Genomic DNA, 20,442 nt, shown 5'->3' on the forward strand with positions numbered 1-20,442 from the left:
CCCTGGCGATGATCGCCTATCCGGTGATCACCCAGATGCTTGATCTCGACGACCGCGCCACCGGTGTATTCCTCGGCTGCGCGGCGCGCCTCTCCAAACGCCGTCTTGAAACGCCAGCCAGTAGCCGATGTTCATTCCACCCCGTGGTCGGCTTTTACTCCGTCTTCGACAGCATCCCCTGTTCTGCCAAGCCAAAACAAGATCGGGGCGTCGGGCGCCCCCCGACCATGTCCATTCACTCCCGTGCGCCTGCAAACCGTTCCGCCCAGATCTCGCGGTTCTCGTCGCTGATCTTGGCAAACAATACCTCAGGCACCTCGAAAGCATGTCCGGGCGCGAGCCGGGTCAATGCAGCGGGAACATCATCTGGCCAATCGCTCGCTTCGGCGCCCATCGCGGTCAGCATCTTTTCTGCCGCCTGCGGAATAAAGGGGGCGGAGAGCACCGCGTAGAGCGGGATCAGGTTCAGGGCCAGTCGGACCTGAGCAGCGGCCTTGTCCGGGTCCGACTTGAAGGTGGTCCAGGGGGCTTCGGCCTGCAGATATTCGTTGCCCGCGGCCCAGATCGCGCGCAGTTCCTGGGCGGACTTGCGCACTTCCATGGCATCCATATGCGCTTGATACTGTGCCACCCGTGCCGTCAGGTCGGCAATCAGCGTTTCTTCGGCGGCTCCGTAGCTTCCGGCCTCCGGCACGGCCTCGCCGAATTTCGAGCGGCAGAACTTGGTGATGCGACTGACAAAATTACCCAGAACATCGGCGAGGTCCTTGTTCACCGAGGACTGGAACAGTTCCCAGGTGAATTCGGCATCGGAAGTCTCCGGCGCGTGGCTCAGCAGCCACCAGCGCCAGTAATCGGCGGGCAGGATCTCCAGTGCCTGGTCCATGAACACGCCGCGTCCGCGCGAGGTCGAGAATTGCCCGCCGTCATAGGTCAGGTAGTTGAACGACTTGATGTAGTCGACAAGTTTCCAAGGCTCGCCCGAGCCCATGATCGTGGCCGGGAAGCTCAGCGTGTGGAAGGGCACGTTGTCCTTGCCCATGAACTGGGTATAGCGCACATCCGCCGCACCCCTGTCGGTGCGCCACCAGCTTTCCCAATCGTTGCCCTTGCCCGCATCGACCCATTCCTGCGAGCAGGCGATATATTCGATCGGGGCGTCGAACCAGACATAGAAGACCTTCCCCTCCATGCCTGGCCAATCTTCCCGACCGCGTTTCACCGGCACGCCCCAGTTGAGGTCGCGGGTGATGCCGCGGTCCTGCAGCCCGTCGCCATCATGCAGCCATTTGCGTGCGATGGATGTCGTCAGCACCGGCCAGTCGTCCTTGGTGTTGATCCAGGCGTCAAGCTTGTCTTTCATCTGGCTCTGGCGCAGGAACAAATGCTTGGTGTCGCGCATTTCCAGATCGGTGGAACCCGAGATCACGCTGCGCGGCTCGATCAAGTCGACCGGGTCCAGCTGCTTGGTGCAATTGTCACATTGATCGCCGCGGGCGGAGTCAAATCCGCAATTCGGGCATGTGCCTTCGATATAGCGGTCCGGCAGGAAACGTCCGTCGGTCACCGAATAGATCTGCTGTTCAACGACCTCTTCGATCAATCCCTGATCGGCCAGCACCCCGGCGAAATGCTGCGTCAATGCGTGGTTCTGCGGTGAGGAAGACCGGCCGAAATGGTCGAAGGAGAGGCCGAAGCCCTCGGCAATGCGCGATTGTACCGCATGCATCTCGGCGCAATATTCGGCCACCGGCTGTCCCGCCTTGGCGGCGGCAAGCTCGGCCGGCGTGCCGTGTTCGTCGGTAGCGCAGAGGAACAGAACGTCATGACCGCGCGCACGCTGATAGCGGGCGTAGAGATCGGCGGGCAGCTGGCTGCCGACAAGATTGCCGAGATGCTTGATGCCGTTGATATAGGGGATCGCGGAGGTGATCAGATGTCGGGTCACTGGGGATGCCTCTGGAATTGGGTGTTGGCCTGCTCTATCAGTCCGCACCGATCAGTTAAAGCCTGTCACTTGCCGCTGCCCCGCGGACGCGCCTCCCGGACGCGGCCGAACAGGCGCCCCACGACGAAAGTCGTGCGCGGCACGTTGACGAAGCGGGTGCGGGCCCTGCGGGTCGGACGCGCGTTCATCCGGGTCAGCCCGAAAAGGACCAGCACCAGATGCGCGGCGGAGACCATCATGAACAGCGCCCCGGCCCCATAGAGATCGATCAGAACGGAGGCGAGATAGGGGGCGAAAATGGCGCCGAGGGCAAAGAAGAACATCAGCGCCGCGGAAAGCTCGACGCGTTCGTGACTGCTGGCAAAATCATGGGCATGGGCGGCGGCGACCGAATAGATCGGGAACGTCGTCGCGCCGAACAGCCCCGCCGATAGCATGATGCCGAACGTGCCCATGGTGGCGGCGGGCAGGGTGATCAGCGAGCTCAGGATCGCCGCCACGGACAGCCAGATCAGCACCCAGCGCCGGTCGTATTTATCGGCGAGCCAACCGACGGGGTATTGCGCCAGCGCCCCGCCGAGCACGAAGGAAGAGAGGAACCAGGCGATCTGTCCGGCGCTGAGCCCGACTTCCTGGCCATAGATCGGCCCGACCATGCGGAACGAGGCGCTCGACACCGCCGCCACCACCACCGCCGCGGCGGCGAGCGGTGATCTGTCCACAGCGAGGCGCGGGCGCAGCCGCGGCGAGTCAGGGGTTTCGGGCTGCTTCACCCGGGTCAGGGTCAGCGGCAGCAATGCTGCGCAGCAGCCGATGGCAAGCAGGTTGTAGGAAACATAGGAAGCCGGGCTCAGCACGCCGATGATCATCTGCGCGGCCAGCGAACCGGTCATGTCCACCACCCGGTAAACCCCCATGGTGCGGCCCCGCGTCTCGTTGTTCACCTTGGCCTGCAGCCAGGCCTCGATCACCGTGTAGCATCCCGCGACGCAAAAGCCCGAGGCGATGCGCATCAGCGCCCAGGCATAGGGGTCGAGCACCATCATATGCGCCATCAGCCCGATCGCACCGGCGGCGGTGAAGGCGGCGAAGGCGCGCGAATGCCCGACACTTCCCATCAGCCTAGGTGCCCACCAGCAACCGATGAAGAAGCCGAAGAAATGCGCAGAGCCCAGCAGGCCGATCTCCTGGCTGGAGAAGCCGAGCTCAAGTCCAGACAGGACATCCAACGGGCCGACGCCGCCGGTGGATAATTGCAGCAGGATCACCGACAGGAACAGGGCCGCAAAGGAAATGAGCATTCGCATATTGCGCGCAGCTTGGCCGCTTTGCCGGGCGAGTCCAAGCGGGATTGCGACAATCGCCGGTCGTTTTTGTGGATGCGGTGCGGCTTCTCCTGAAGTCCCGGCTTGCAGCCGCGGGCCAAGCGCCTAGGTTGGCGCGAAAGCGGAGACAGGAGCGCCCCATGAAAATGACTCAACTCGGAGACAGCGGTATCGAGGTCTCGCAATTTTGCCTGGGATCTATGACCTGGGGCAGCCAGACCGACCGGGGAGGGGCCCATGGACAGATCGAGCGGGCGCTGGCGGCGGGGATCAATTTCATTGACGCAGCGGAGATGTATCCGGTGAACCCGGTAAGCGTTGAGACGGTGGGGCGCACCGAGACGATCATCGGGGAATGGTTCGCGCAGAGCGGGCGGCGGAGCGAGGTTGTGCTGGCCAGCAAGCATTCCGGCGAGGGCATGCAGCATTATCGCGATGGTGCGCCGATCTCGAGCAGGACGATCCCGGCGGCCATCGAAGGATCGCTGAAGCGCCTGCAGACCGATTGCATCGATCTCTATCAATTCCACTGGCCCAACCGCGGCAGTTACATGTTCCGGCAGAACTGGCGCTATGATCCGTCCCGGCAGGATCGCGCTGATACGATTGCCCATATGGAAGACGCGCTTGGCGCGCTGGAACGCGAGGTGGAACGTGGCACGATACGCGCTTTCGGTCTCAGCAATGAAAGCGCCTGGGGCATTACCCAATGGTCCGAGGCTGCGCGGCGTGTCGGCGGACCGGCGCCGGTTTCGGTGCAGAACGAATATTCGTTGATGTGCCGGCTCGCGGATACCGACCTTGCCGAGGTCTGCCATAACGAGCGCGTCGATCTGCTCGCCTTCTCGCCGCTGGCGGCGGGATTGCTCAGCGGCAAGTATCAGGGCGGAGCGGTGCCGGAAGGCTCGCGCATGTCACTGGTGCCGGAGCTTGGCGGGCGGCGCACAGACCGCGCCTTCGCCGCGGTGGATGCCTATCTGGAGGTGGCCCGTCGCCATGGGCTTGATCCTGTCCATATGGCGCTGGCCTGGTGCGCGACACGTCCCTTTATGGGATCGGTGATTTTCGGGGCGACCGACATGGCGCAACTGGAACATGCGCTCGGCGCTGTTGAGCTGAGCCTCAATGAAGCCTTGCTCAAGGAGCTCGATAAAGTGCACCGCGCGCATCCCATGCCCTATTGAGCAGTGGCGGAATTTTTTGAAAATTCCGCATCGTTTTCTTTCAAGGAGAACGAGACATCGGTACCACTCTTGCGCATGTGGCTCGCCGACATGCCGAAACCGGCCCTGAAAGCGCGGGCGAAGCTGGCTTGTGAATGAAAGCCGGTGGCCAGCGCCACGTCCTGCAACGACAGGGCGGATCGGGTCACCAGCCGCTCCGCCTCCGCCAGACGCAGCGACAGGTAATGGGCCTGGGCGGTCACGCCGAGCCGGGCGCGAAACTGTAATTGCATGGCGCGCGGGCTCACGCCGAGGCGACGGGCGATGTCCTTCAGCGGCAAGGGCGTATCGAGCGCAGCCTCCATCATCGCCTGAGCACGTGAGGTCAGCGCGTTGTGGCGCAGATCGGCACGGCGGCTCTGCGGGCGCGCAGGCGGGGCGGAGAGGTCGTAGATGAACGTGCTGGCGATCTTCGCGGCGAGCGCCGGACCATGGCGTTCGCGAATGAGTTGCAGCATCATCTCGATCGCCGGGGCGGCACCGGCGCAGGTCATCCGCGCCCCGCTGACCTGATAGCGGGTATTGACCAGATCGACCCGGGGAAACTCTTGCGCGAAGCGGTCGAGATCCTCCCAATGGCTGGTCGCCCGTTGTCCGTCGAGCAGACCCGCGCGCGCCATCACCCAGGGACCGCCGTCGATACCGGCCACGATTGCGCCTTGTCCGGCCAGACGCCGCAGGCTGGCGGCAAGCTGCGGTGTGGTCTGCGGATCAAGATTAAAACCGGCGGCGACGATCAGGAGGTCACAGCGGTCAATCCGGTGGATCGGATGGGCGGGGATCTGCAACCCGCTTGTCAGGGTGATTGGCTGGCTGCGCGGGGTGACGAAGCGCCAGTCGAAGAGCCGCTGCCCGGATTGCCGGTTGGCAGCGCGCAATGGGTCCACCGCCGCGGCGAAGGTCAAGGTATTGCAGCCGTCGAGCACCAGGATCACCGTCTGGCAGCAGTTCAGATTTTCGGCCTTCATCAAGTAGACTTCGTTTCCTGCAAAGTGGACCGGCTTGCTTTGCATCAATATCCCGCCAAAAGCAATTATCGAGGAGAAAGCTTCATGCCGCTCACCATGAACAAGGAAGTCTTCATCACCTGCGCCGTCACCGGCTCCGGGGGCACGCAGGACCGCAGCCCGCATGTGCCGCGTTCGCCCGAGCAGATCGCCGACAGCGCCATCGCGGCCGCCAAGGCCGGGGCGGCGATCGTGCATTGCCATGTGCGCGACCCCGAGACCGGCGCGCCGAGCCGTGATCCGGCGATGTTCCGCGAAGTGACCGAGCGGATCCGTGACAGCGACACCGACGTCGTGCTGAACCTGACTGCCGGCATGGGCGGTGACATTACCTTTGGGGATGTAGAGAACCCCATGCAGCTCAGCAAATCCGGCACCGACATGGCAGGGGCCAGCGAGCGCGTCGCCCATGTCGCCGAATGCCGCCCGGAAATCTGCACGCTCGACTGCGGCACGATGAATTTCGCCGAAGCCGATTACGTGATGACCAACACGCCGGGCATGTTGACCGCGATGGGCCGGATGATGACCGAGATGGGCGTGAAGCCGGAGATCGAGGCCTTTGATACCGGTCATCTGTGGTATGCCAAGCAGCTCGTCGCCGATGGCGTGCTCGACAGTCCGGCGCTGGTGCAGCTCTGCATGGGTGTGCCCTGGGGCGCGCCGGATGACCTCAACACTTTCATGGCGATGGTCAACAACATCCCCGAGGACTGGTCCTTCTCGGCCTTCGGACTGGGGCGCAACCAGATGGCCTATGTCGCCGCCGCGGTGCTGGCAGGTGGCAATGTGCGGGTCGGACTGGAGGACAACCTGTGGCTTGGCAAGGGCGAGCTGGCGCAGAACTGGCAGTTGGTGGAACGCGCGGGCAGCATCATCGAGAACATGGGTGCGCGGGTGATCGGCCCGGACGAGGTGCGCGCCAAGCTCGGGCTCGAAAAGCGGGCGCCGAAGTGAGGCGAGTGGCCGTTCTGGTATTGCTGATGCTCTCGGCCTGCGGCGTGCAGAAAGCGGCCCCGCTGGTCGAGTTACCCTATCGCAATCCGACGGCGGTGATGGGCGGGACCACCCGCTTTGATCCGGCGCGTTTCGCGGGAGAGTGGCATGTGGTGGCGCGGTTCGGGCAAGAGAGCCTCGCACCGCGCAGCTATGTCTATGACGCCGCCCGTGGCGTGATCCGGGAAAGCGGCGCCGAGCCGCGGCTTTACCGGGTCAGCGGCCCCGGCATCCTCAGCCAGTTCGATCCGGTCTCGGATGAGCGGCTGGTGGTGATGTGGGTCGATGAGGGCTTTCGCACCGCCGCGCTTGGCACGGTATCGGGGCAGCGCGGCGTCATATTGGATCGCAGCCCGCAGGCCGCGCCGGACCGGCTGGCGGCAGCGATCGAGATTCTGGATTTCAACGGCTGGGACACCGGTCGTCTTCAAAAGGTGAACAGATGAGCAAGACAGCAGCAATCATCGGCGGTGGCGTGATCGGCGGCGGCTGGGCAGCGCGGTTTGCGCTGAACGGCTGGAACGTACAGGTTTTTGACCCTGATCCGCAGGCCGAGCGCAAGATTGCCGAGGTGATGGGCAATGCACGGCGTTCGATGCCGGGACTTACGGACGTGGCGCTGCCCGAAGAGGGTACGATCAGTTTTCACGCAAGCATCGTTGAGGCTGTGGCGGGAGCGTCCTGGATTCAGGAAAGCGTACCGGAACGGCTCGACATTAAGCACAAGACTTTCGCAAAGGTGCAGGCGGCCTGCGCGCCCGATGCGGTGATCGGATCTTCGACTTCCGGGTTCAAGCCGAGCGAACTGCAGCAGGGCGCCGCGCGCCCCGAGCAGATCATGGTCGCGCATCCGTTCAATCCGGTCTACCTGCTGCCGCTGGTCGAGCTGGTGCCGGGCAATGACAATACCGGTCTGCTGGTCGAAAAGGCCATGACCATGCTGAGCGCGCTGGGCATGTATCCGCTGCATCTGAAGAAAGAGATCGACGCCCATGTCGCCGATCGCTTCCTCGAGGCGGTCTGGCGCGAGGCGCTCTGGCTGGTCAAGGACGGGATCGCCAGCACCGAAGAGATCGACAATGCGATCCGCTATGGCTTCGGCATTCGTTGGGCGCAGATGGGCCTGTTCGAAACCTATCGGGTTGCGGGCGGCGAGGCCGGGATGAAGCATTTCATGGCGCAGTTCGGGCCTTGTCTGTCCTGGCCCTGGACCAAGCTGATGGATGTGCCGGAATTCACCGACGAATTGGTCGACCTGATTGCCGGACAATCGGACGCGCAGTCCGGGATGCACAGCATTCGCGAGCTGGAACGGATCCGGGACAATAACCTCGTTACCATGATGCGCGGGCTGAAGACGCAGGATTGGGGTGCCGGTGCCTTGATGAACGCCCATGAGAAGCAGATGCGCGCAGGCACGGTTTTGGCGGCGCGCGCGGATGAAATCGAAGATCCGGCGGCGCCGGTGTTGACCGTACACCGCGCGGTGCCACTCGATTGGGTCGATTACAATGGCCACATGAACGAGGCGCGCTACCTGCATGCCTTCGGCGATGCGACCGACCGGTTCATGGAGATGATCGGTTGTGATGCGGCATATATCGCCTCGGGCGGCAGCTACTTCACCGCCGAAACCCATATCCGACATCTTGACGAAGCCCATGCGGGTGATGTGATCGAGGTTACGACGCGGGTGCTGGCGGGAGCGGGCAAGAAGATGCATCTGTGGCACGAGATGCGAATCGGCGAGCGGTTGGTCGCTACGGGGGAGCATTTCCTGCTGCATGTCAGCCTTGCAACACGCAAACCCTCGGCTCCGAGCCCGGAGATCGAGGCGGCGCTGGCACGGTTCGCGCAGGCGCAGGCAACACTACCCCAGCCCGATGGGGCAGGGCGGGCGGTCGGCGCGCCGCGCTGAGACCTGTTGATCCGGGGTGGTGCAGGCTGCCCCGGACAGGGCGCGCGGGTTTTCCGGCAACAGCCGCGCTGCGCCGGGTATCGGCAGGTGGAAGCGCTGGCGGCGCTGCACGGGCTGTGGCTATAGAAGGGCATGAGTGATTTCCTGCCGGATCTGTGGATCCTCGTGACCATTGCGGCCGCCGTGTTCCAGACCGGCCGTTTCATGTTGCAGAAACATCTCGCCACCGCGACGCTGTCCGCAGGTGGGGCTACTTTCTCGCGTTTTCTTTATTCTGCGCCGTTTATCCTGATCTTGCTTGCGGCATATCTTCAGTGCTTCGACAGGCCGCTCCCGACGTTGGCGCCGGGGTTCTGGCTCTATGGTGCTGTGGGCGGCACGGCGCAGATCCTGGCGACGATCTGCGTGGTGTTGCTGTTCAAACAGCGCAATTTCGCGGTCGGCATCACTTTCAAGAAAACCGAGGTGATCCAGACGGTGCTGATCGGCTGGCTGGTGCTCGGCGAAGGCGTGACAGGGTCCGGTCTTGCGGCGATCCTGCTCGGAGTAATCGGGCTTCTGCTGTTATCGGGTGGGCCTGAGACGCGTGGCTGGCGGCTCGCGGATCTGCGCAACCGGGCGGCAGGGCTCGGCATTGCCTCGGGGCTTTTGTTCGCGATCTCGGCGGTCTGCTATCGCGGCGCCTCGCTGGCCGTGCTGACCCCGGACCCTGTGCTGCGCGCCGCCATCACGCTGGCGGCGGTGGTATGTCTGCAGACATTGCTCATGCTGGTCTGGCTGCGGCTACGCGAGCCGGGGCAGATCGGCGCGGTCTGGGCAGCGCGAAAATTGGCGCTGTGGATCGGGCTCACCTCGATGGGCGGGTCGCTGTGCTGGTTCATTGCCTTCACCTTGCAGAACGCAGCCTATGTCAAGGCGCTCGGGCAGGTGGAACTGATCCTGAGCATCGCGGCGTCCACGCTGTTTTTTCGCGAAAGGATCAGCGGGCGCGAGGCGGCAGGCATGGCGGTGCTGGTCGTCTCGATCCTGATGCTGGTGCTGGTGATCTGAGGCGTCCACCAGGCCGGGGGCCGGCCCCCGGACCCCCGGAGTATTTCGTGCATAAAGAGGCGGGCTAGGCCGTCAATTGGGCATCGGGTAGCCGCGCAGGCGGAGGAACAGGCTTTCCTCGTCGTTGTTCTTGAAGAAGGGAACCGAGGTAGGCGGGGTGGTTTCGCGGGCGCGGGCCTCGACTTCCGCCAGGACGACTTCGGTGATGAAGGGCATGTCGAAGGAGCGCGCCCGGGCCAGGGGAACCCATTGCAGATGCGAGAGCTCGTCGCAGGCCGCGTCGAAATCATCGAGATCATTGGCGATCCGGTCTGCATCGGCGAGGAAGAACCGCGCGTCAAAGCGGCGCGGGCGGCCCGGTGGGGTCAGGGCGCGGAAGACGAATTGCAGTCCCGTGGCATCGGGCAGGTGACCGGTGGCGGCGAAGGTCCGCCAATCGTCGGGGATATCGCCGGACCATTGGCCGGGCCGTCCGAGGATCAGCCCGGTCTCCTCCCATAATTCGCGGATTGCGGCGACGCTGAGCGCATGGGCGAGATCGGGGACGGAATCCTCGCAGAGCCGTGTTGCGCAGGTCTCTGTGAGGGGCCCGCATAGCGGTACCTTCGCATCGTCAGGATCTACCGCGCCGCCGGGAAAGACAAATTTGTTGGGCATGAAGGCCGCCTTGGCGCCCCGCTGACCCATCAGGATCTGCGGGTTCTCGTGCCGGTCGCGCAATACGATCACGGTGGCCGCGTTGCGGATCTGGCTCTTGTCGATACTCATCTTCTGGCGTTGCTCCCGGCTAGGCAATTACCGGCGCGCGATCATCCCGGACGGCCGAAACCGCCCATTTCCTTGGCCCATTGATAGCCGATCATCGCGCCCTTGAATCTCGGCAGAAGGTAGAGCGAGAGCCCGACACATCCAACCGCAAAAATCGTGAACAGGGTCAGCGGCTCTGGGCGCCAGGTGGCGAAGACGATATGCAGCAGCGGCGCCATCAGGTGACCGACGAAGAAGATCGTCAGATAGGCCGGACCGTCGTCCGCGCGGTGATGGAAGAATTCCTGCTGGCAGACGGCACAGTCGTGGTTGACCTTGAGGTAGCTTTTCAGCAGGGGGCCGGAACCGCAATTGGGGCATTTGCCGCGCCAGCCCCGCAGGATCGCCGGCCAGCGGGCGCGCTCCGTCGTGTCGGCGTCCGAAGTGTCATAAACCATTGTCTGGGCCATTTGCAGCTTCCCTCTGTTGGACCTTAGATGAGGCATCGGTCGCGATATGGGAAGCTGAAATGGGGCGATTGCGGCGCCATGTCGCAAAGCGGGTGAAGCTTTGTGACCCTTTCGCGGGCTTGTCGCGACGGTGGGGCGCGGTTAGGGAATGTTCTGACAAGGGGGGCGGGATGCGATCTGGTGAGGATGACGAAGTTCTGGCACGGCTCACGGCGTCCAAGGGCCGCCGTTTCATCGGGTTCGCGGCGCTTGTTCTGCTCGGCGCCATGATACTCTACCTCGCGCTCACCGGGACGGTGGGCGCGGGCTGGCGGATGGTTCTGCTGGCGTTCGGCCTCGCGGCGCTTTGGGCGGGGGAGCGTATGCGACGTGCCACGGCCAGCGGTGTGGAGCTGACCGCGCATGTTCTGCGCGACGCCGACGGCACCCTGATCGCGCGGATCGAGGAGATCGTCCGGCTGGACCGCGGTGCCTTCGCCTTCAAGCCGTCCAACGGTTTCCTGCTGAGAACCCGACAACCGGCGCCGCGGCGCTGGCGGCCTGGTCTTTGGTGGCGCGTGGGGCGCCGGATCGGGATCGGCGGGATGACACCGGGGGATCAGACCAAGGTCATGGCCGAGCTGATCGCGGAGATGCTCGCGCGACGCTGAGCGCCGCGCTCGCAAGGGTCGAGATCAGTCGGAGATGCAGGTGTTCTCGGTGTCCTCGCCGCCGTCGTCCCAGAGCACACAGCTGGCATAGCGCGGCCGGGTGAATACGACATTGTGGATATCGCGCTGTTCGAGGCCGACGTTGAACACCGGTTCGAAATTGTTCCAGGTTTCCACGAGCACCACATATTCACGATCCGGCATCGCCGGGAGCCAGGCATGGGCCTGGGCGACATCGTCATTGCTCAGCGGCGGGACCGAGCCGCGTACCTGCGACCAGTCGCGATAGAACTTGTCGGTGGTCAGGTCATAGCGGATCGAGCTGACGCGCAGCGACGAGTCGCCCCTGGCATGCACCAGATAATCGAACAGGCCCTTGGCACCGTCGAGATAGGCATCGTTGATCGGGTTGGTCTCGCGCGAGATCGCGTCACCGATAGTGAAGGCGGCCTTCTGGTTCAGGCTGTTCTGGTGGAAGGCGTCGAAGAAGGTAAACATCGCCAGATAGGTCCAGAACAGCAGCGGCATCATGATCATCGCCTCGATCGTGATGTTGCCATCCTCCCGGGTCAGGAACGCGGACCGCCGCAGCGCCCGGCGCGTCGTATTAAGCTTGGCTCTCAGCATCAGCTCGGCTCCTGTACGAAAGCGGTGGTGGCGATCATCCTCGCCTTGCCGGACCCGTCCTTCTCCATCGCGTAGCCGAGACCCGTGGTGGGGTAGATCGGGTCGAACTTGACGCAGGCGCGCAGCAGCATCAGCTCGTGGTCCTGACCGAGCTTGAAGCCACGGACCGGTTCGACCGGCTTGGAGATATCGACGCAATCGGCCTGCTGGTCGAAGGCGGCGAAGTTACGCGGATTGACCGGGGCCATCTCAAGGCGCAGGGTTTGGTCGCAATCCTTCAGGAAACCGGAATATTCGCAGATCATGTCCTTGAGCTGGGCATGGGTCATCGGCGTGTTCGTATTGAGCCGCACATGGCGCACCGTGATGTCGAGCCCGCGCTCGAGGAACATGTTACGCATTGCATAGATCCCCAGTTCGACCGACATCAGCAGGCAGCCGAACAACAATGGGACGAAGATGACGAATTCGATGGTCAACGCGCCCCCGCTTTCGTCGCGCCTGAAACGGCGCAGGGGTTTATCGAGAAACCTTTTCACAGCACGAGCCTCAACTGGTTGATCTGCCGGGCGATCGCCTCGAAGGCTTCGCTGATCTCGACCCCTTCGACACGGAAGAAATGGCTTGGCGAGGAGGCGCAGTCGCGCATCACCTGGGCGCTGTCATTGGAGACTTCGAACCCGATCGACCAGATGATGATCTTCTTGGCCTTTGCGGCATTGCAAATATTCTGCAACATCGTGTCGGCCTGACCGGATGAATATTTGATATAGGCCCAATCGCCGTATTTTCTCTGCTTCTTCACGTTCTTTTCGAGCCAGTAATAGAGCGGATAGATGCTCCAGTCGCGGCGGTGGCTTGAGTTTGCATATTTCTCATTTCGAATGCGGACCGTATTGACGTTTTTTCCGTCCGTCATCAGGATGACGGTCTTCATGGTTTCGATATCGGTATAGTCGGCTGGCCGTGCGGCGAAGGCCGTGTCGACCGGCAGTTTTTGCGTGATTGTCCGAAAGGATGGATCCAGCATCGCGACACCCCATTTCATCCCGAGGTGGATTGCCGTATTGGCACGCGGACGGAACTGGTTGATACGGGACTTGAGGTCTGTATTGCTCTGCGAGAAAGCGGCGACTTCTTCGAAGCTGCGTTTTGGACAGCCGGGATTGTTGATCGAATTCTCGGTCTTCTTTTTGTTCCAATTGTAGCCGGCTTCGAAATATTGCATATGGGTGTATTTCTTGGCCTGTTCGAGCCCAGCAACATGGAAATCGCTCTGTTCGAAATCTACGCAATGAGCGAAGTAATGGGTCCGGTCGATATTGAGTTCGTCGAAGATGGCGCGGCCGACGTTGACCTGCGCGGTATAGGGTACGACATTGATCGAGATAAGATCGCGGGTCTCCGGGCGCAGCACGGTGTCGATGAACTTGCCCGCCGCCACGTGCAGGTTCTCCATCTTGTTGTTCTCACGCATCGAGCCGGAGATATCGAGCACCATCGAGATCTCGACCTTGTTGACCTTCTCCTCCGCCTTGGCGCGGGCCGGGACGATCAGCGTGTCGACACCCATCATCTTCATGAACTGGGTCTTCATCGTCGATTTCGCATCGACCTCGACGGTGCGGTAATTCAGCCCTTCATCGACCACCACCGAGGCCAGATAATCCGACATGCCGGATTTGGCGAAATAATCCTCGACCACCGTCTTGGGATCGAGCGGCTGATCGAGGTCGGCGGCTGCCAGGACGGCCCGATCGGAGACCGACTGGATCCGGGTACGTTCCATTTCATTGCGCATCACATCCACGCCGATGCCGCCGATCATCAGCATGATCAGGATCATGTAGCAGACGAAGATCGTGACCATGCCGTCTTCCTCGCGGAAGAAACGGCGCGTACAGAGTCCCGCGTTTCGATCTTTCTCCCGAACGGGGTGCGGATCAATTTTCATGGTTGCCAGCCTTTCCCGATGCGCCCGCGGGCACAGAACGTGTCCTTCGACGAAGCCTTGACCCTTCATTCACCGGGGAAGGTGGCGGCAATGGGGCGGCAATGGGGAATTCCTGCGGGACCGGTTCCGCGCTTCGGGGTAATCGACTCCCTACCGTCGCCACCGTTCCTGACCGGGAAACGATGCGCGAGATTTGGTGAGTCTTGGGGGATTTAGGAATATTTTCAGGAAATAACGATTAATCAAGTCGCCTGACCGGGGTTGGCGCACTAGGCTTCATTCACTGTCAGATACCTGCGAGTCGTCCAGCGCGGCCTGCAGTGAGAACGAAACAGGAGAGACCGATGAATCCAGCCAATGAACCGAGCTTTCGCGACAGCGTAGACATGATGTTCAACCATGCAGTGGCGCTGATGGATCTGCCACCCGGTCTGGAAGAGAAGATCCGGGTCTGCAACGCGACCTATACGGTGCGTTTCGGGGTGCGGTTGCGGGGGCGGATCCATACGTTCACCGGCTATCGCTCCGTTCATTCGGAGCATATGGAGCCGGTCAAAGGCGGCATACGCTATGCCATGGCAGTCAACCAGAACGAGGTCGAGGCGCTCGCCGCGCTGATGACCTATAAATGCGCGCTGGTAGATGTGCCCTTCGGCGGTTCCAAGGGCGGGCTCTGCATCGATCCGCGGGAATATGAGGAGCATGAGCTCGAGCTGATCACCAGACGCTTCGCCTATGAGCTGATCAAGCGCGACATGATCAACCCGGCGCAGAACGTGCCTGCTCCGGACATGGGCACCGGCGAGCGCGAGATGGCCTGGATCGCCGATCAATACAAGCGCATGAACACGACGGATATCAACGGCGTTGCCTGTGTCACCGGCAAGCCGATCAATGCCGGCGGTATCCAAGGCCGGACGGAAGCCACGGGACGCGGCGTGCAATATGCGCTGCATGCGTTTTTCCGCGACAGCGAGGGCATGGAAGTCGCCGGGCTGACCGGCGGGCTCGAAGGCAAGCGGGTGACGATCCAGGGCCTCGGCAATGTGGGGTATCACGCGGCGAAGTTCCTCAGCGAGGAGGATGGTTGCAAGATCACGACGATCATCGAACGGGACGGGGCCCTGCACCATGACGACGGTCTGGATGTGGAATCGGTGCATCAATGGATCGTCAAGCACGGCACCATCACCGGCTATCCCGATGCGCGTTGCGAGCCGGAAGGCGCCAAGATGCTGGAGGCCGAATGCGACATCCTGATTCCGGCGGCGCTGGAAGGGGTGATCAACATGGGCAATGCCGAGCGTATCAAGGCCCCCCTGATCGTCGAGGCGGCGAATGGCCCGGTGACCGCAGGGGCAGATGAAATCCTGCGCAAGAAAGGGGTCGTCATCGTGCCCGACATGTTCGCCAATGCCGGTGGTGTGACAGTGTCCTATTTCGAATGGGTCAAGAACCTCAGTCACATCCGTTTCGGCCGCATGCAGCGCCGCGCCGAGGAGAGCCGACATCAGCTCATCGTCGACGAGTTGGAACGGCTGAGCGAGGATTCCGGCGTTGGCTGGACCCTGAGCCCGAATTTCAAAGAGAAGTACCTGCGCGGTGCGGGAGAGCTCGAGCTGGTGCGCTCGGGTCTCTATGACACGATGACCGCTGCCTATGATGCCATGGCACGGGTCTGGCATGGTCGCAATGACGTCAACGATTTGCGCACCGCTGCCTATCTGGTGTCGATCGAGAAGGTCGCGGCGAGCTATCGCGCCAAGGGGCTGTGAAGCGTATCGGGAGCGGCATAAGGCCGCTTCCGGTTTTTCAGGCCATGTGCCGCAGAGCGTCAGGGTCGTGTGGCTTGGCAGGCCTGGGGATTTGAGTATTTCCGAAAGGGTGAAGGAGGGGCTGTCCGATCCGGGTGCGACCGGGGTAAGAAGATCTGGCTTTGGGTTTCGAGGAGTATGTGAAATGTGGAAAACGATTGCTGCGGTATCAGGCGTGGTCCTTTCGATGAGCGTATCGGCAGACGTCGCATGGGCCGGGAAGGTGCAGGATTGTGCGCATCAGGCTTCCGTCGTGGCAGCGGTACGTCAGGCGCGGCTCGAACGGGTCGAGGAACGGCAGGTGGAAGCGTATCTGCAGGCCGGAGCGAGCTGGCCAGCGGCCTATAACCCGGCCATCCCGCTGGTCACGCCCTGGGTCTATGGGATGAAGCTGCGCGATGTGAAGGCCAATGACCTTGCGGCGGCGTGGCGGGAGATGTGTCTCGCCCAATGAGAGGCGCGATCCGAGCCGCGCCGGGGACAGTGGGCGCGGGCCGGTGCTGGACTCTGTCCCGATGTGATCGGTATATGGTGTCATGAGTCTGCCCCCTGGTTTTCTGGAAGAATTGCGCAACCGTGCCAGCCTGTCGCAGGTGGCCGGACGCAAGGTCATGTGGGATGCCCGCAAGTCCAACCAGGGCAAGGGCGATCTCTGGGCACCGTGCCCGTTCCATCAGGAAAAGTCCGCGAGTTTTCACGTCGATGACCGCAAGGGCTTCTATTATTGCTTTGGCTGTCATGCCAAGGGGGATGCGATCTCCTTCGTGCGCGAGACCGAGAATGTCGGCTTCATGGAGGCGGTGGAAATTCTCGCGCGCGACGTCGGCATGGAAGTGCCCAGACAGGACCCTCGCGCGCAGGAGAAGGCGGACCGGCGCAGCCTCCTGGCCGAGGTCATGGAGCAGGCGGTGCAGTTCTTCCGGCTGCAGTTGCAGCGCGGGGCGGCTTCGGGGGCGCGCGATTATCTGGCGCGGCGCGGGCTCGATGCCGCGGCGCTCGAGCATTGGGAGATCGGCTTTGCGCCGGATGCCTGGCAGGGGCTGTGGGATCACCTGCGCGGCAAGGGGGTCTCGGAGGAGCTGATCTTCGGTGCCGGGCTGGCCAAGCCGTCGAGCCGTGGCGGGCGGCCCTATGACACGTTCCGCAATCGGATCATCTATCCGATCCGCGATGCCCGCGGCCGCGCCATCGCCTTTGGCGGGCGTGCGATGGACCCGGAAGACAAGGCGAAATACCTGAACTCGCCGGAGACGGAGCTCTTTGACAAGGGGCGCAGCCTCTATAATCTGCGCGATGCGCGCAGCGCCGCCGGGCAGGGACAGGCGTTGATCGTCGCCGAAGGTTATATGGACGTGATGGCGCTGGTGCAGGCCGGATTCAAGGCGGCGGTGGCCCCGCTCGGTACCGCGATCACCGAGAGCCAGTTGCAGATGCTGTGGCGGATCGCGCCGGAACCGGTGCTGATGCTTGATGGCGACGCCGCCGGGCAACGTGCGGCGCTGCGGCTGATCGATCTGGCGCTGCCCCTGCTCGAGGCCGGACAATCGCTGCGTTTCGCGGTTCTGCCGGAAGGGCAGGACCCGGATGATCTGCTGCGGGCCCAGGGCGCCGGAGCGCTGCAGGCGCTGCTCGATCAGGCGCTGCCGATGGTGCAGCTGCTCTGGCGACGCGAGACCGAGGGCAAGGTCTTTGACTCCCCCGAACGCAAGGCGGCGCTCGACAAGGCGTTGCGGGCGAAGATCACGCTGATCAAGGATCCTTCGATCCGCACCCATTATGGCCAGGAGATCAAGGATCTGCGCTGGCAGCTGTTCCGTCCTGGCAAATCGAAACCGCAGTTTCAGAAGGTCATGCCGCGGGGCAGGGGCGGCGGGCGCTGGCCGTTACCGCCGCTGGCGCCCATGGCCAGTACCAAGGCGTCGGCACTTGGCACGGATGCGCGCAGTACCGAGCATCTGCGCGAGGCAGTGATCCTTGCCGCCCTGGTGCTGTCTCCGATGCTGGTGGAGGAATTCGAACGGGGGATCGAGGCGATGCGGTGCAGCGATCCCGATCACGCCATGCTGCGCGATCTCTTGCTACGCAGCAATGACGCGTCCTCCGAGGCGCTGCGCGACAGGATTGTCGAACAGCTCGGCGAAGATGCCCTTGAAAACCTGCTCACCCAGCGCCACGTTGCGATCACGCCCTGTATCCGCAACCCGGGCAATATCGAGATGACCAGCATGACGGTGGCCGAGGAACTGGCCAAGTTGGAGGCCGCCCGGGGGCTTGATGCGGAGATCGCCGAGGCGGTCGAGGATCTCGACGGCATGGCCGACGAGGCGGTGACCTGGCGGCTGAGCGAGGCTGCCCGGGCGGCCGACAGGGCCCTGCGCAGCGGACAGGGGGACCGGGCGGAATACGAGCTCGGCGACAATGGGGCGCGGATCAGCCGCGACGAGCGCAGTGCGCTCGATGCGCTGCTGCAGACCATACGCTATGAGAAGCCCGGCGGGCGGGACTGAAATGCACCTACGCGGCGATGTTTTCGCCGGGGTGATCAATAAAATGCGAGGCGACGGGTTTAAGAATCACCTGGAACCTCGCATGATTCGGAGAACCGAATCACTCACGGTGATTCGCGCGGATGCGCTGGAGGAAAGCTGATGGCTGCCAAAGACACGAACGAAGACGCCAAGACCGACGATACCGAGGCCGGTCATTCGCTGGACATGAGCCAGGCCGCCGTCAAGAAGATGATCGGCGAGGCCCGCGAGAAGGGCTATATCACCTATGATCAGCTCAATACCGTGCTGCCCCCCGACCAGGTCAGTTCCGAGCAGATCGAGGACGTAATGTCGATGCTCTCGGAAATGGGCATCAACGTGATCGAGGACGAGGAGGCCGAGGAGGAAGAGGCCAAGGGCTCGACCGAGCTTGCGACAACCGACAGCAACCGCGACGTGGCCTTGTCCTCGGGCGGCTCGGAAAAGCTCGACCGGACCGATGATCCGGTGCGCATGTATCTGCGCGAAATGGGTTCGGTCGAACTGCTGAGCCGCGAGGGCGAGATCGCTATCGCCAAGCGGATCGAGGCCGGGCGCAACACGATGATCGCCGGACTTTGCGAGAGCCCGCTGACCTTCCAGGCGATCACCATCTGGCGCGACGAATTGCTGTCCGAGGACATTCTGCTGCGCGATGTGATCGATCTAGAAGCGACCTTCGGTAATCAGCTGGGCGATGAGGACGAGACCGCGCCGGTGGTGGCCCCGGGCACTGCGGCGAGCGAGAGCAAACCGGAAGAGATCAAGACCGAGCTCGATGCCGACGGCAACCCGATCACCAGCGACGACGATGAGGACGAGGACGATCAGGCCAACATGAGCCTCGCGGCGATGGAGGCGGCGCTGAAGCCGCAGGTGCTCGAAGCGCTCGACATCATCGCCGATGATTATGCCAAGCTCAGCGAGATGCAGGACAGCCGGATCTCTGCGACGTTGAACGAGGACGGCACCTTTTCCAAGGAGGACGAGGCGCTCTATCAGAAGCTGCGCTCCGAGATCGTCCTGCTGGTCAACGAGCTGCATCTGCACAACAACCGCATCGAGGCATTGATCGACCAGCTTTACGGCATCAACCGCCGGATCATGCAGATCGACAGCGCAATGGTGAAGCTTGCCGATCAAGCGCGGATCAACCGCAAGGAATTCGTCGACGAGTACCGCGGCTATGAGCTGGACCCGAACTGGCTGGAGCGGATGGCCGACAAATCCGGTCGCGGGTGGCAGATGTTTATTGAGCGCTCGACCGACAAGGTCGAGGAGCTGCGCGCCGACATGGCCCAGGTCGGTCAATATGTCGGGCTCGACATCTCCGAATTCCGTCGCATCGTGCAGCAGGTTCAGAAGGGCGAGAAAGAAGCTCGCCAGGCCAAGAAGGAAATGGTCGAGGCGAACCTGCGGCTGGTTATTTCGATTGCCAAGAAATACACCAACCGCGGCTTGCAGTTCCTCGATCTCATCCAGGAAGGCAACATCGGCCTGATGAAGGCCGTCGACAAGTTCGAGTATCGTCGCGGTTACAAGTTCTCCACCTACGCAACCTGGTGGATCCGTCAGGCGATCACCCGGTCCATTGCGGATCAGGCGCGCACCATCCGTATCCCAGTCCACATGATCGAGACGATCAACAAGCTGGTCCGCACCGGCCGTCAGATGCTGCACGAGATCGGCCGCGAGCCGACACCGGAAGAATTGGCCGAGAAGCTGCAGATGCCGCTGGAAAAGGTCCGCAAGGTGATGAAAATCGCCAAAGAGCCGATCTCGCTGGAGACGCCCATCGGCGACGAGGAAGATAGCCAGCTTGGGGATTTCATCGAGGACAAGAACGCGGTTCTGCCGCTGGATTCAGCCATTCAGGAGAACCTGAAGGAAACCACGACGCGGGTCCTCGCCAGCCTCACGCCACGCGAGGAAAGGGTGCTGCGGATGCGCTTTGGCATCGGCATGAACACCGATCACACGCTTGAGGAGGTCGGTCAGCAATTCTCGGTGACCCGCGAGCGGATCCGGCAGATCGAAGCAAAGGCGCTGCGCAAGCTCAAACATCCAAGCCGCTCGCGCAAGCTGCGCTCTTTTCTCGATCAGTAAGCGACTGATGCGCCGGACGGCGCATCGACTTCGCAGAAGTTTCCCGGAACACCCGCGCGGTCAGACCGTGCCGGGTGTA

General features: G+C 62.6%; 18 protein-coding genes. 10 read left to right on the top strand and 8 right to left on the bottom strand.

Translation table 11 applies throughout. The features are described from left to right. Nucleotides 1-235 precede the first annotated feature (235 nt). Together metG and ACFSUD_RS02340 are read right to left on the bottom strand one after the other, a co-directional pair. Nucleotides 236-1,948, bottom strand: coding sequence for a methionine--tRNA ligase (gene metG / locus ACFSUD_RS02335; protein ID WP_386371102.1), 1,713 nt, complete (start codon nt 1,946-1,948; stop codon nt 236-238). A 65-nt stretch (nt 1,949-2,013) separates the two neighbouring features. Then, entirely contained in the window at nt 2,014-3,255 is a 1,242-nt protein-coding gene (locus tag ACFSUD_RS02340) for an MFS transporter (RefSeq protein ID WP_386371104.1), read from the bottom strand. A gap of 158 nt (nt 3,256-3,413) precedes the next feature. On the opposite strand from ACFSUD_RS02340, the gene ACFSUD_RS02345 reads away from it, so the two are divergent. After that, the gene (locus ACFSUD_RS02345) at nt 3,414-4,457 is read left to right on the top strand and encodes an aldo/keto reductase (RefSeq protein WP_386371106.1); all 1,044 of its coding nucleotides are present in this window, start codon (nt 3,414-3,416) and stop codon (nt 4,455-4,457) included. Here the strand turns inward: ACFSUD_RS02345 and ACFSUD_RS02350 are convergent. Then, nucleotides 4,451-5,464, bottom strand: coding sequence for a GlxA family transcriptional regulator (locus ACFSUD_RS02350; protein ID WP_386371108.1), 1,014 nt, complete (start codon nt 5,462-5,464; stop codon nt 4,451-4,453). The two genes, ACFSUD_RS02345 and ACFSUD_RS02350, sit on opposite strands and share 7 nt — an antisense overlap. A gap of 84 nt (nt 5,465-5,548) precedes the next feature. Between ACFSUD_RS02350 and ACFSUD_RS02355 the strand changes: the two genes are divergently transcribed. The 4 genes from ACFSUD_RS02355 (at nt 5,549) to ACFSUD_RS02370 (ending at nt 9,467) form a co-directional block, all read left to right on the top strand. Continuing rightward, nucleotides 5,549-6,460 carry a BKACE family enzyme gene (locus ACFSUD_RS02355; protein WP_386371110.1) on the top strand — a complete coding sequence of 304 codons (912 nt, stop codon included), beginning with the start codon at nt 5,549-5,551 and terminating at the stop codon, nt 6,458-6,460. Nucleotides 6,461-6,465: 5 nt separating this feature from the next. Next, on the top strand, nt 6,466-6,945 hold the full coding sequence (locus ACFSUD_RS02360) for a hypothetical protein (protein WP_386371112.1): 480 nt from the start codon (nt 6,466-6,468) through the stop codon (nt 6,943-6,945). Then, nucleotides 6,942-8,417 (top strand): carnitine 3-dehydrogenase, encoded by a 1,476-nt coding sequence (locus ACFSUD_RS02365; RefSeq protein ID WP_386371114.1) that lies wholly within the window; start codon nt 6,942-6,944, stop codon nt 8,415-8,417. The genes ACFSUD_RS02360 and ACFSUD_RS02365 overlap by 4 nt, the downstream gene beginning before the upstream one ends. Nucleotides 8,418-8,549: 132 nt before the next feature. Beyond that, a complete protein-coding gene (locus tag ACFSUD_RS02370) occupies nt 8,550-9,467 on the top strand; it encodes an EamA family transporter (protein ID WP_386371116.1) in 918 nt (305 codons plus the stop codon). Nucleotides 9,468-9,539: 72 nt separating this feature from the next. On the opposite strand, the gene ACFSUD_RS02375 is transcribed toward ACFSUD_RS02370, so the two are convergent. Continuing rightward, nucleotides 9,540-10,235: an NUDIX hydrolase gene (locus ACFSUD_RS02375; RefSeq protein WP_386371118.1), complete on the bottom strand. Its 696-nt coding sequence runs from the start codon at nt 10,233-10,235 to the stop codon at nt 9,540-9,542. Between the two features lie 41 nt (nt 10,236-10,276). Then, nucleotides 10,277-10,684 (bottom strand): DUF983 domain-containing protein, encoded by a 408-nt coding sequence (locus ACFSUD_RS02380; RefSeq protein ID WP_386371120.1) that lies wholly within the window; start codon nt 10,682-10,684, stop codon nt 10,277-10,279. Nucleotides 10,685-10,854: 170 nt separating this feature from the next. Here ACFSUD_RS02380 and ACFSUD_RS02385 point away from each other — a divergent pair, with 170 nt between their 5' ends. Next, on the top strand, nt 10,855-11,334 hold the full coding sequence (locus ACFSUD_RS02385) for a hypothetical protein (RefSeq protein ID WP_386371122.1): 480 nt from the start codon (nt 10,855-10,857) through the stop codon (nt 11,332-11,334). Between the two features lie 24 nt (nt 11,335-11,358). On the opposite strand, the gene ACFSUD_RS02390 is transcribed toward ACFSUD_RS02385, so the two are convergent. From ACFSUD_RS02390 to ACFSUD_RS02400, 3 genes are read right to left on the bottom strand one after another with little or no spacing between them, the layout of a single operon-like run. Beyond that, on the bottom strand, nt 11,359-11,961 hold the full coding sequence (locus ACFSUD_RS02390) for a TadE/TadG family type IV pilus assembly protein (RefSeq protein ID WP_386371124.1): 603 nt from the start codon (nt 11,959-11,961) through the stop codon (nt 11,359-11,361). After that, the gene (locus ACFSUD_RS02395) at nt 11,961-12,500 is read right to left on the bottom strand and encodes a TadE/TadG family type IV pilus assembly protein (protein ID WP_386371126.1); all 540 of its coding nucleotides are present in this window, start codon (nt 12,498-12,500) and stop codon (nt 11,961-11,963) included. The genes ACFSUD_RS02390 and ACFSUD_RS02395 overlap by 1 nt, the downstream gene beginning before the upstream one ends. Continuing rightward, nucleotides 12,497-13,915, bottom strand: coding sequence for a pilus assembly protein TadG-related protein (locus ACFSUD_RS02400; protein ID WP_386371128.1), 1,419 nt, complete (start codon nt 13,913-13,915; stop codon nt 12,497-12,499). Before ACFSUD_RS02400 ends, ACFSUD_RS02395 begins: the two co-directional genes overlap by 4 nt. 344 nt (nt 13,916-14,259) lie before the next feature. On the opposite strand from ACFSUD_RS02400, the gene ACFSUD_RS02405 reads away from it, so the two are divergent. The 4 genes from ACFSUD_RS02405 to rpoD all read left to right on the top strand — a co-directional run bounded on the left by ACFSUD_RS02405 (nt 14,260) and on the right by rpoD (nt 20,363). Beyond that, on the top strand, nt 14,260-15,690 hold the full coding sequence (locus ACFSUD_RS02405; RefSeq protein WP_386371130.1) for a Glu/Leu/Phe/Val family dehydrogenase: 1,431 nt from the start codon (nt 14,260-14,262) through the stop codon (nt 15,688-15,690). A gap of 226 nt (nt 15,691-15,916) precedes the next feature. Beyond that, a complete protein-coding gene (locus ACFSUD_RS02410; protein ID WP_386371132.1) occupies nt 15,917-16,183 on the top strand; it encodes a hypothetical protein in 267 nt (88 codons plus the stop codon). An 82-nt stretch (nt 16,184-16,265) separates the two neighbouring features. Beyond that, a complete protein-coding gene (gene dnaG / locus ACFSUD_RS02415; RefSeq protein WP_386371134.1) occupies nt 16,266-18,236 on the top strand; it encodes a DNA primase in 1,971 nt (656 codons plus the stop codon). A gap of 141 nt (nt 18,237-18,377) precedes the next feature. Beyond that, nucleotides 18,378-20,363, top strand: a complete 1,986-nt coding sequence (rpoD, locus tag ACFSUD_RS02420) for an RNA polymerase sigma factor RpoD (RefSeq protein ID WP_386371136.1) — start codon at nt 18,378-18,380, stop codon at nt 20,361-20,363. Nucleotides 20,364-20,442: the final 79 nt, after the last annotated feature.

The sequence above is a fragment of the Sulfitobacter aestuarii genome (genome assembly GCF_042685005.1).
Taxonomy (GTDB): domain Bacteria; phylum Pseudomonadota; class Alphaproteobacteria; order Rhodobacterales; family Rhodobacteraceae; genus Sulfitobacter; species Sulfitobacter aestuarii.

What these genes read in the sequence shown, in the direction of transcription:
- ACFSUD_RS02385 (WP_386371122.1), top strand. Translation starts at nt 10,855, where the DNA reads ATGCGATCTGGTGAGGATGACGAAGTTCTGGCACGGCTCACGGCGTCC.
- ACFSUD_RS02400 (WP_386371128.1), bottom strand. Translation starts at nt 13,915, where the DNA reads ATGAAAATTGATCCGCACCCCGTTCGGGAGAAAGATCGAAACGCGGGA.
- ACFSUD_RS02375 (WP_386371118.1), bottom strand. Translation starts at nt 10,235, where the DNA reads ATGAGTATCGACAAGAGCCAGATCCGCAACGCGGCCACCGTGATCGTA.
- ACFSUD_RS02350 (WP_386371108.1), bottom strand. Translation starts at nt 5,464, where the DNA reads ATGAAGGCCGAAAATCTGAACTGCTGCCAGACGGTGATCCTGGTGCTC.
- rpoD (WP_386371136.1), top strand. Translation starts at nt 18,378, where the DNA reads ATGGCTGCCAAAGACACGAACGAAGACGCCAAGACCGACGATACCGAG.
- ACFSUD_RS02380 (WP_386371120.1), bottom strand. Translation starts at nt 10,684, where the DNA reads ATGGCCCAGACAATGGTTTATGACACTTCGGACGCCGACACGACGGAG.
- ACFSUD_RS02365 (WP_386371114.1), top strand. Translation starts at nt 6,942, where the DNA reads ATGAGCAAGACAGCAGCAATCATCGGCGGTGGCGTGATCGGCGGCGGC.
- ACFSUD_RS02390 (WP_386371124.1), bottom strand. Translation starts at nt 11,961, where the DNA reads ATGCTGAGAGCCAAGCTTAATACGACGCGCCGGGCGCTGCGGCGGTCC.
- ACFSUD_RS02370 (WP_386371116.1), top strand. Translation starts at nt 8,550, where the DNA reads ATGAGTGATTTCCTGCCGGATCTGTGGATCCTCGTGACCATTGCGGCC.
- ACFSUD_RS02355 (WP_386371110.1), top strand. Translation starts at nt 5,549, where the DNA reads ATGCCGCTCACCATGAACAAGGAAGTCTTCATCACCTGCGCCGTCACC.
- ACFSUD_RS02345 (WP_386371106.1), top strand. Translation starts at nt 3,414, where the DNA reads ATGAAAATGACTCAACTCGGAGACAGCGGTATCGAGGTCTCGCAATTT.
- ACFSUD_RS02405 (WP_386371130.1), top strand. Translation starts at nt 14,260, where the DNA reads ATGAATCCAGCCAATGAACCGAGCTTTCGCGACAGCGTAGACATGATG.
- dnaG (WP_386371134.1), top strand. Translation starts at nt 16,266, where the DNA reads ATGAGTCTGCCCCCTGGTTTTCTGGAAGAATTGCGCAACCGTGCCAGC.
- ACFSUD_RS02340 (WP_386371104.1), bottom strand. Translation starts at nt 3,255, where the DNA reads ATGCGAATGCTCATTTCCTTTGCGGCCCTGTTCCTGTCGGTGATCCTG.
- ACFSUD_RS02410 (WP_386371132.1), top strand. Translation starts at nt 15,917, where the DNA reads ATGAGCGTATCGGCAGACGTCGCATGGGCCGGGAAGGTGCAGGATTGT.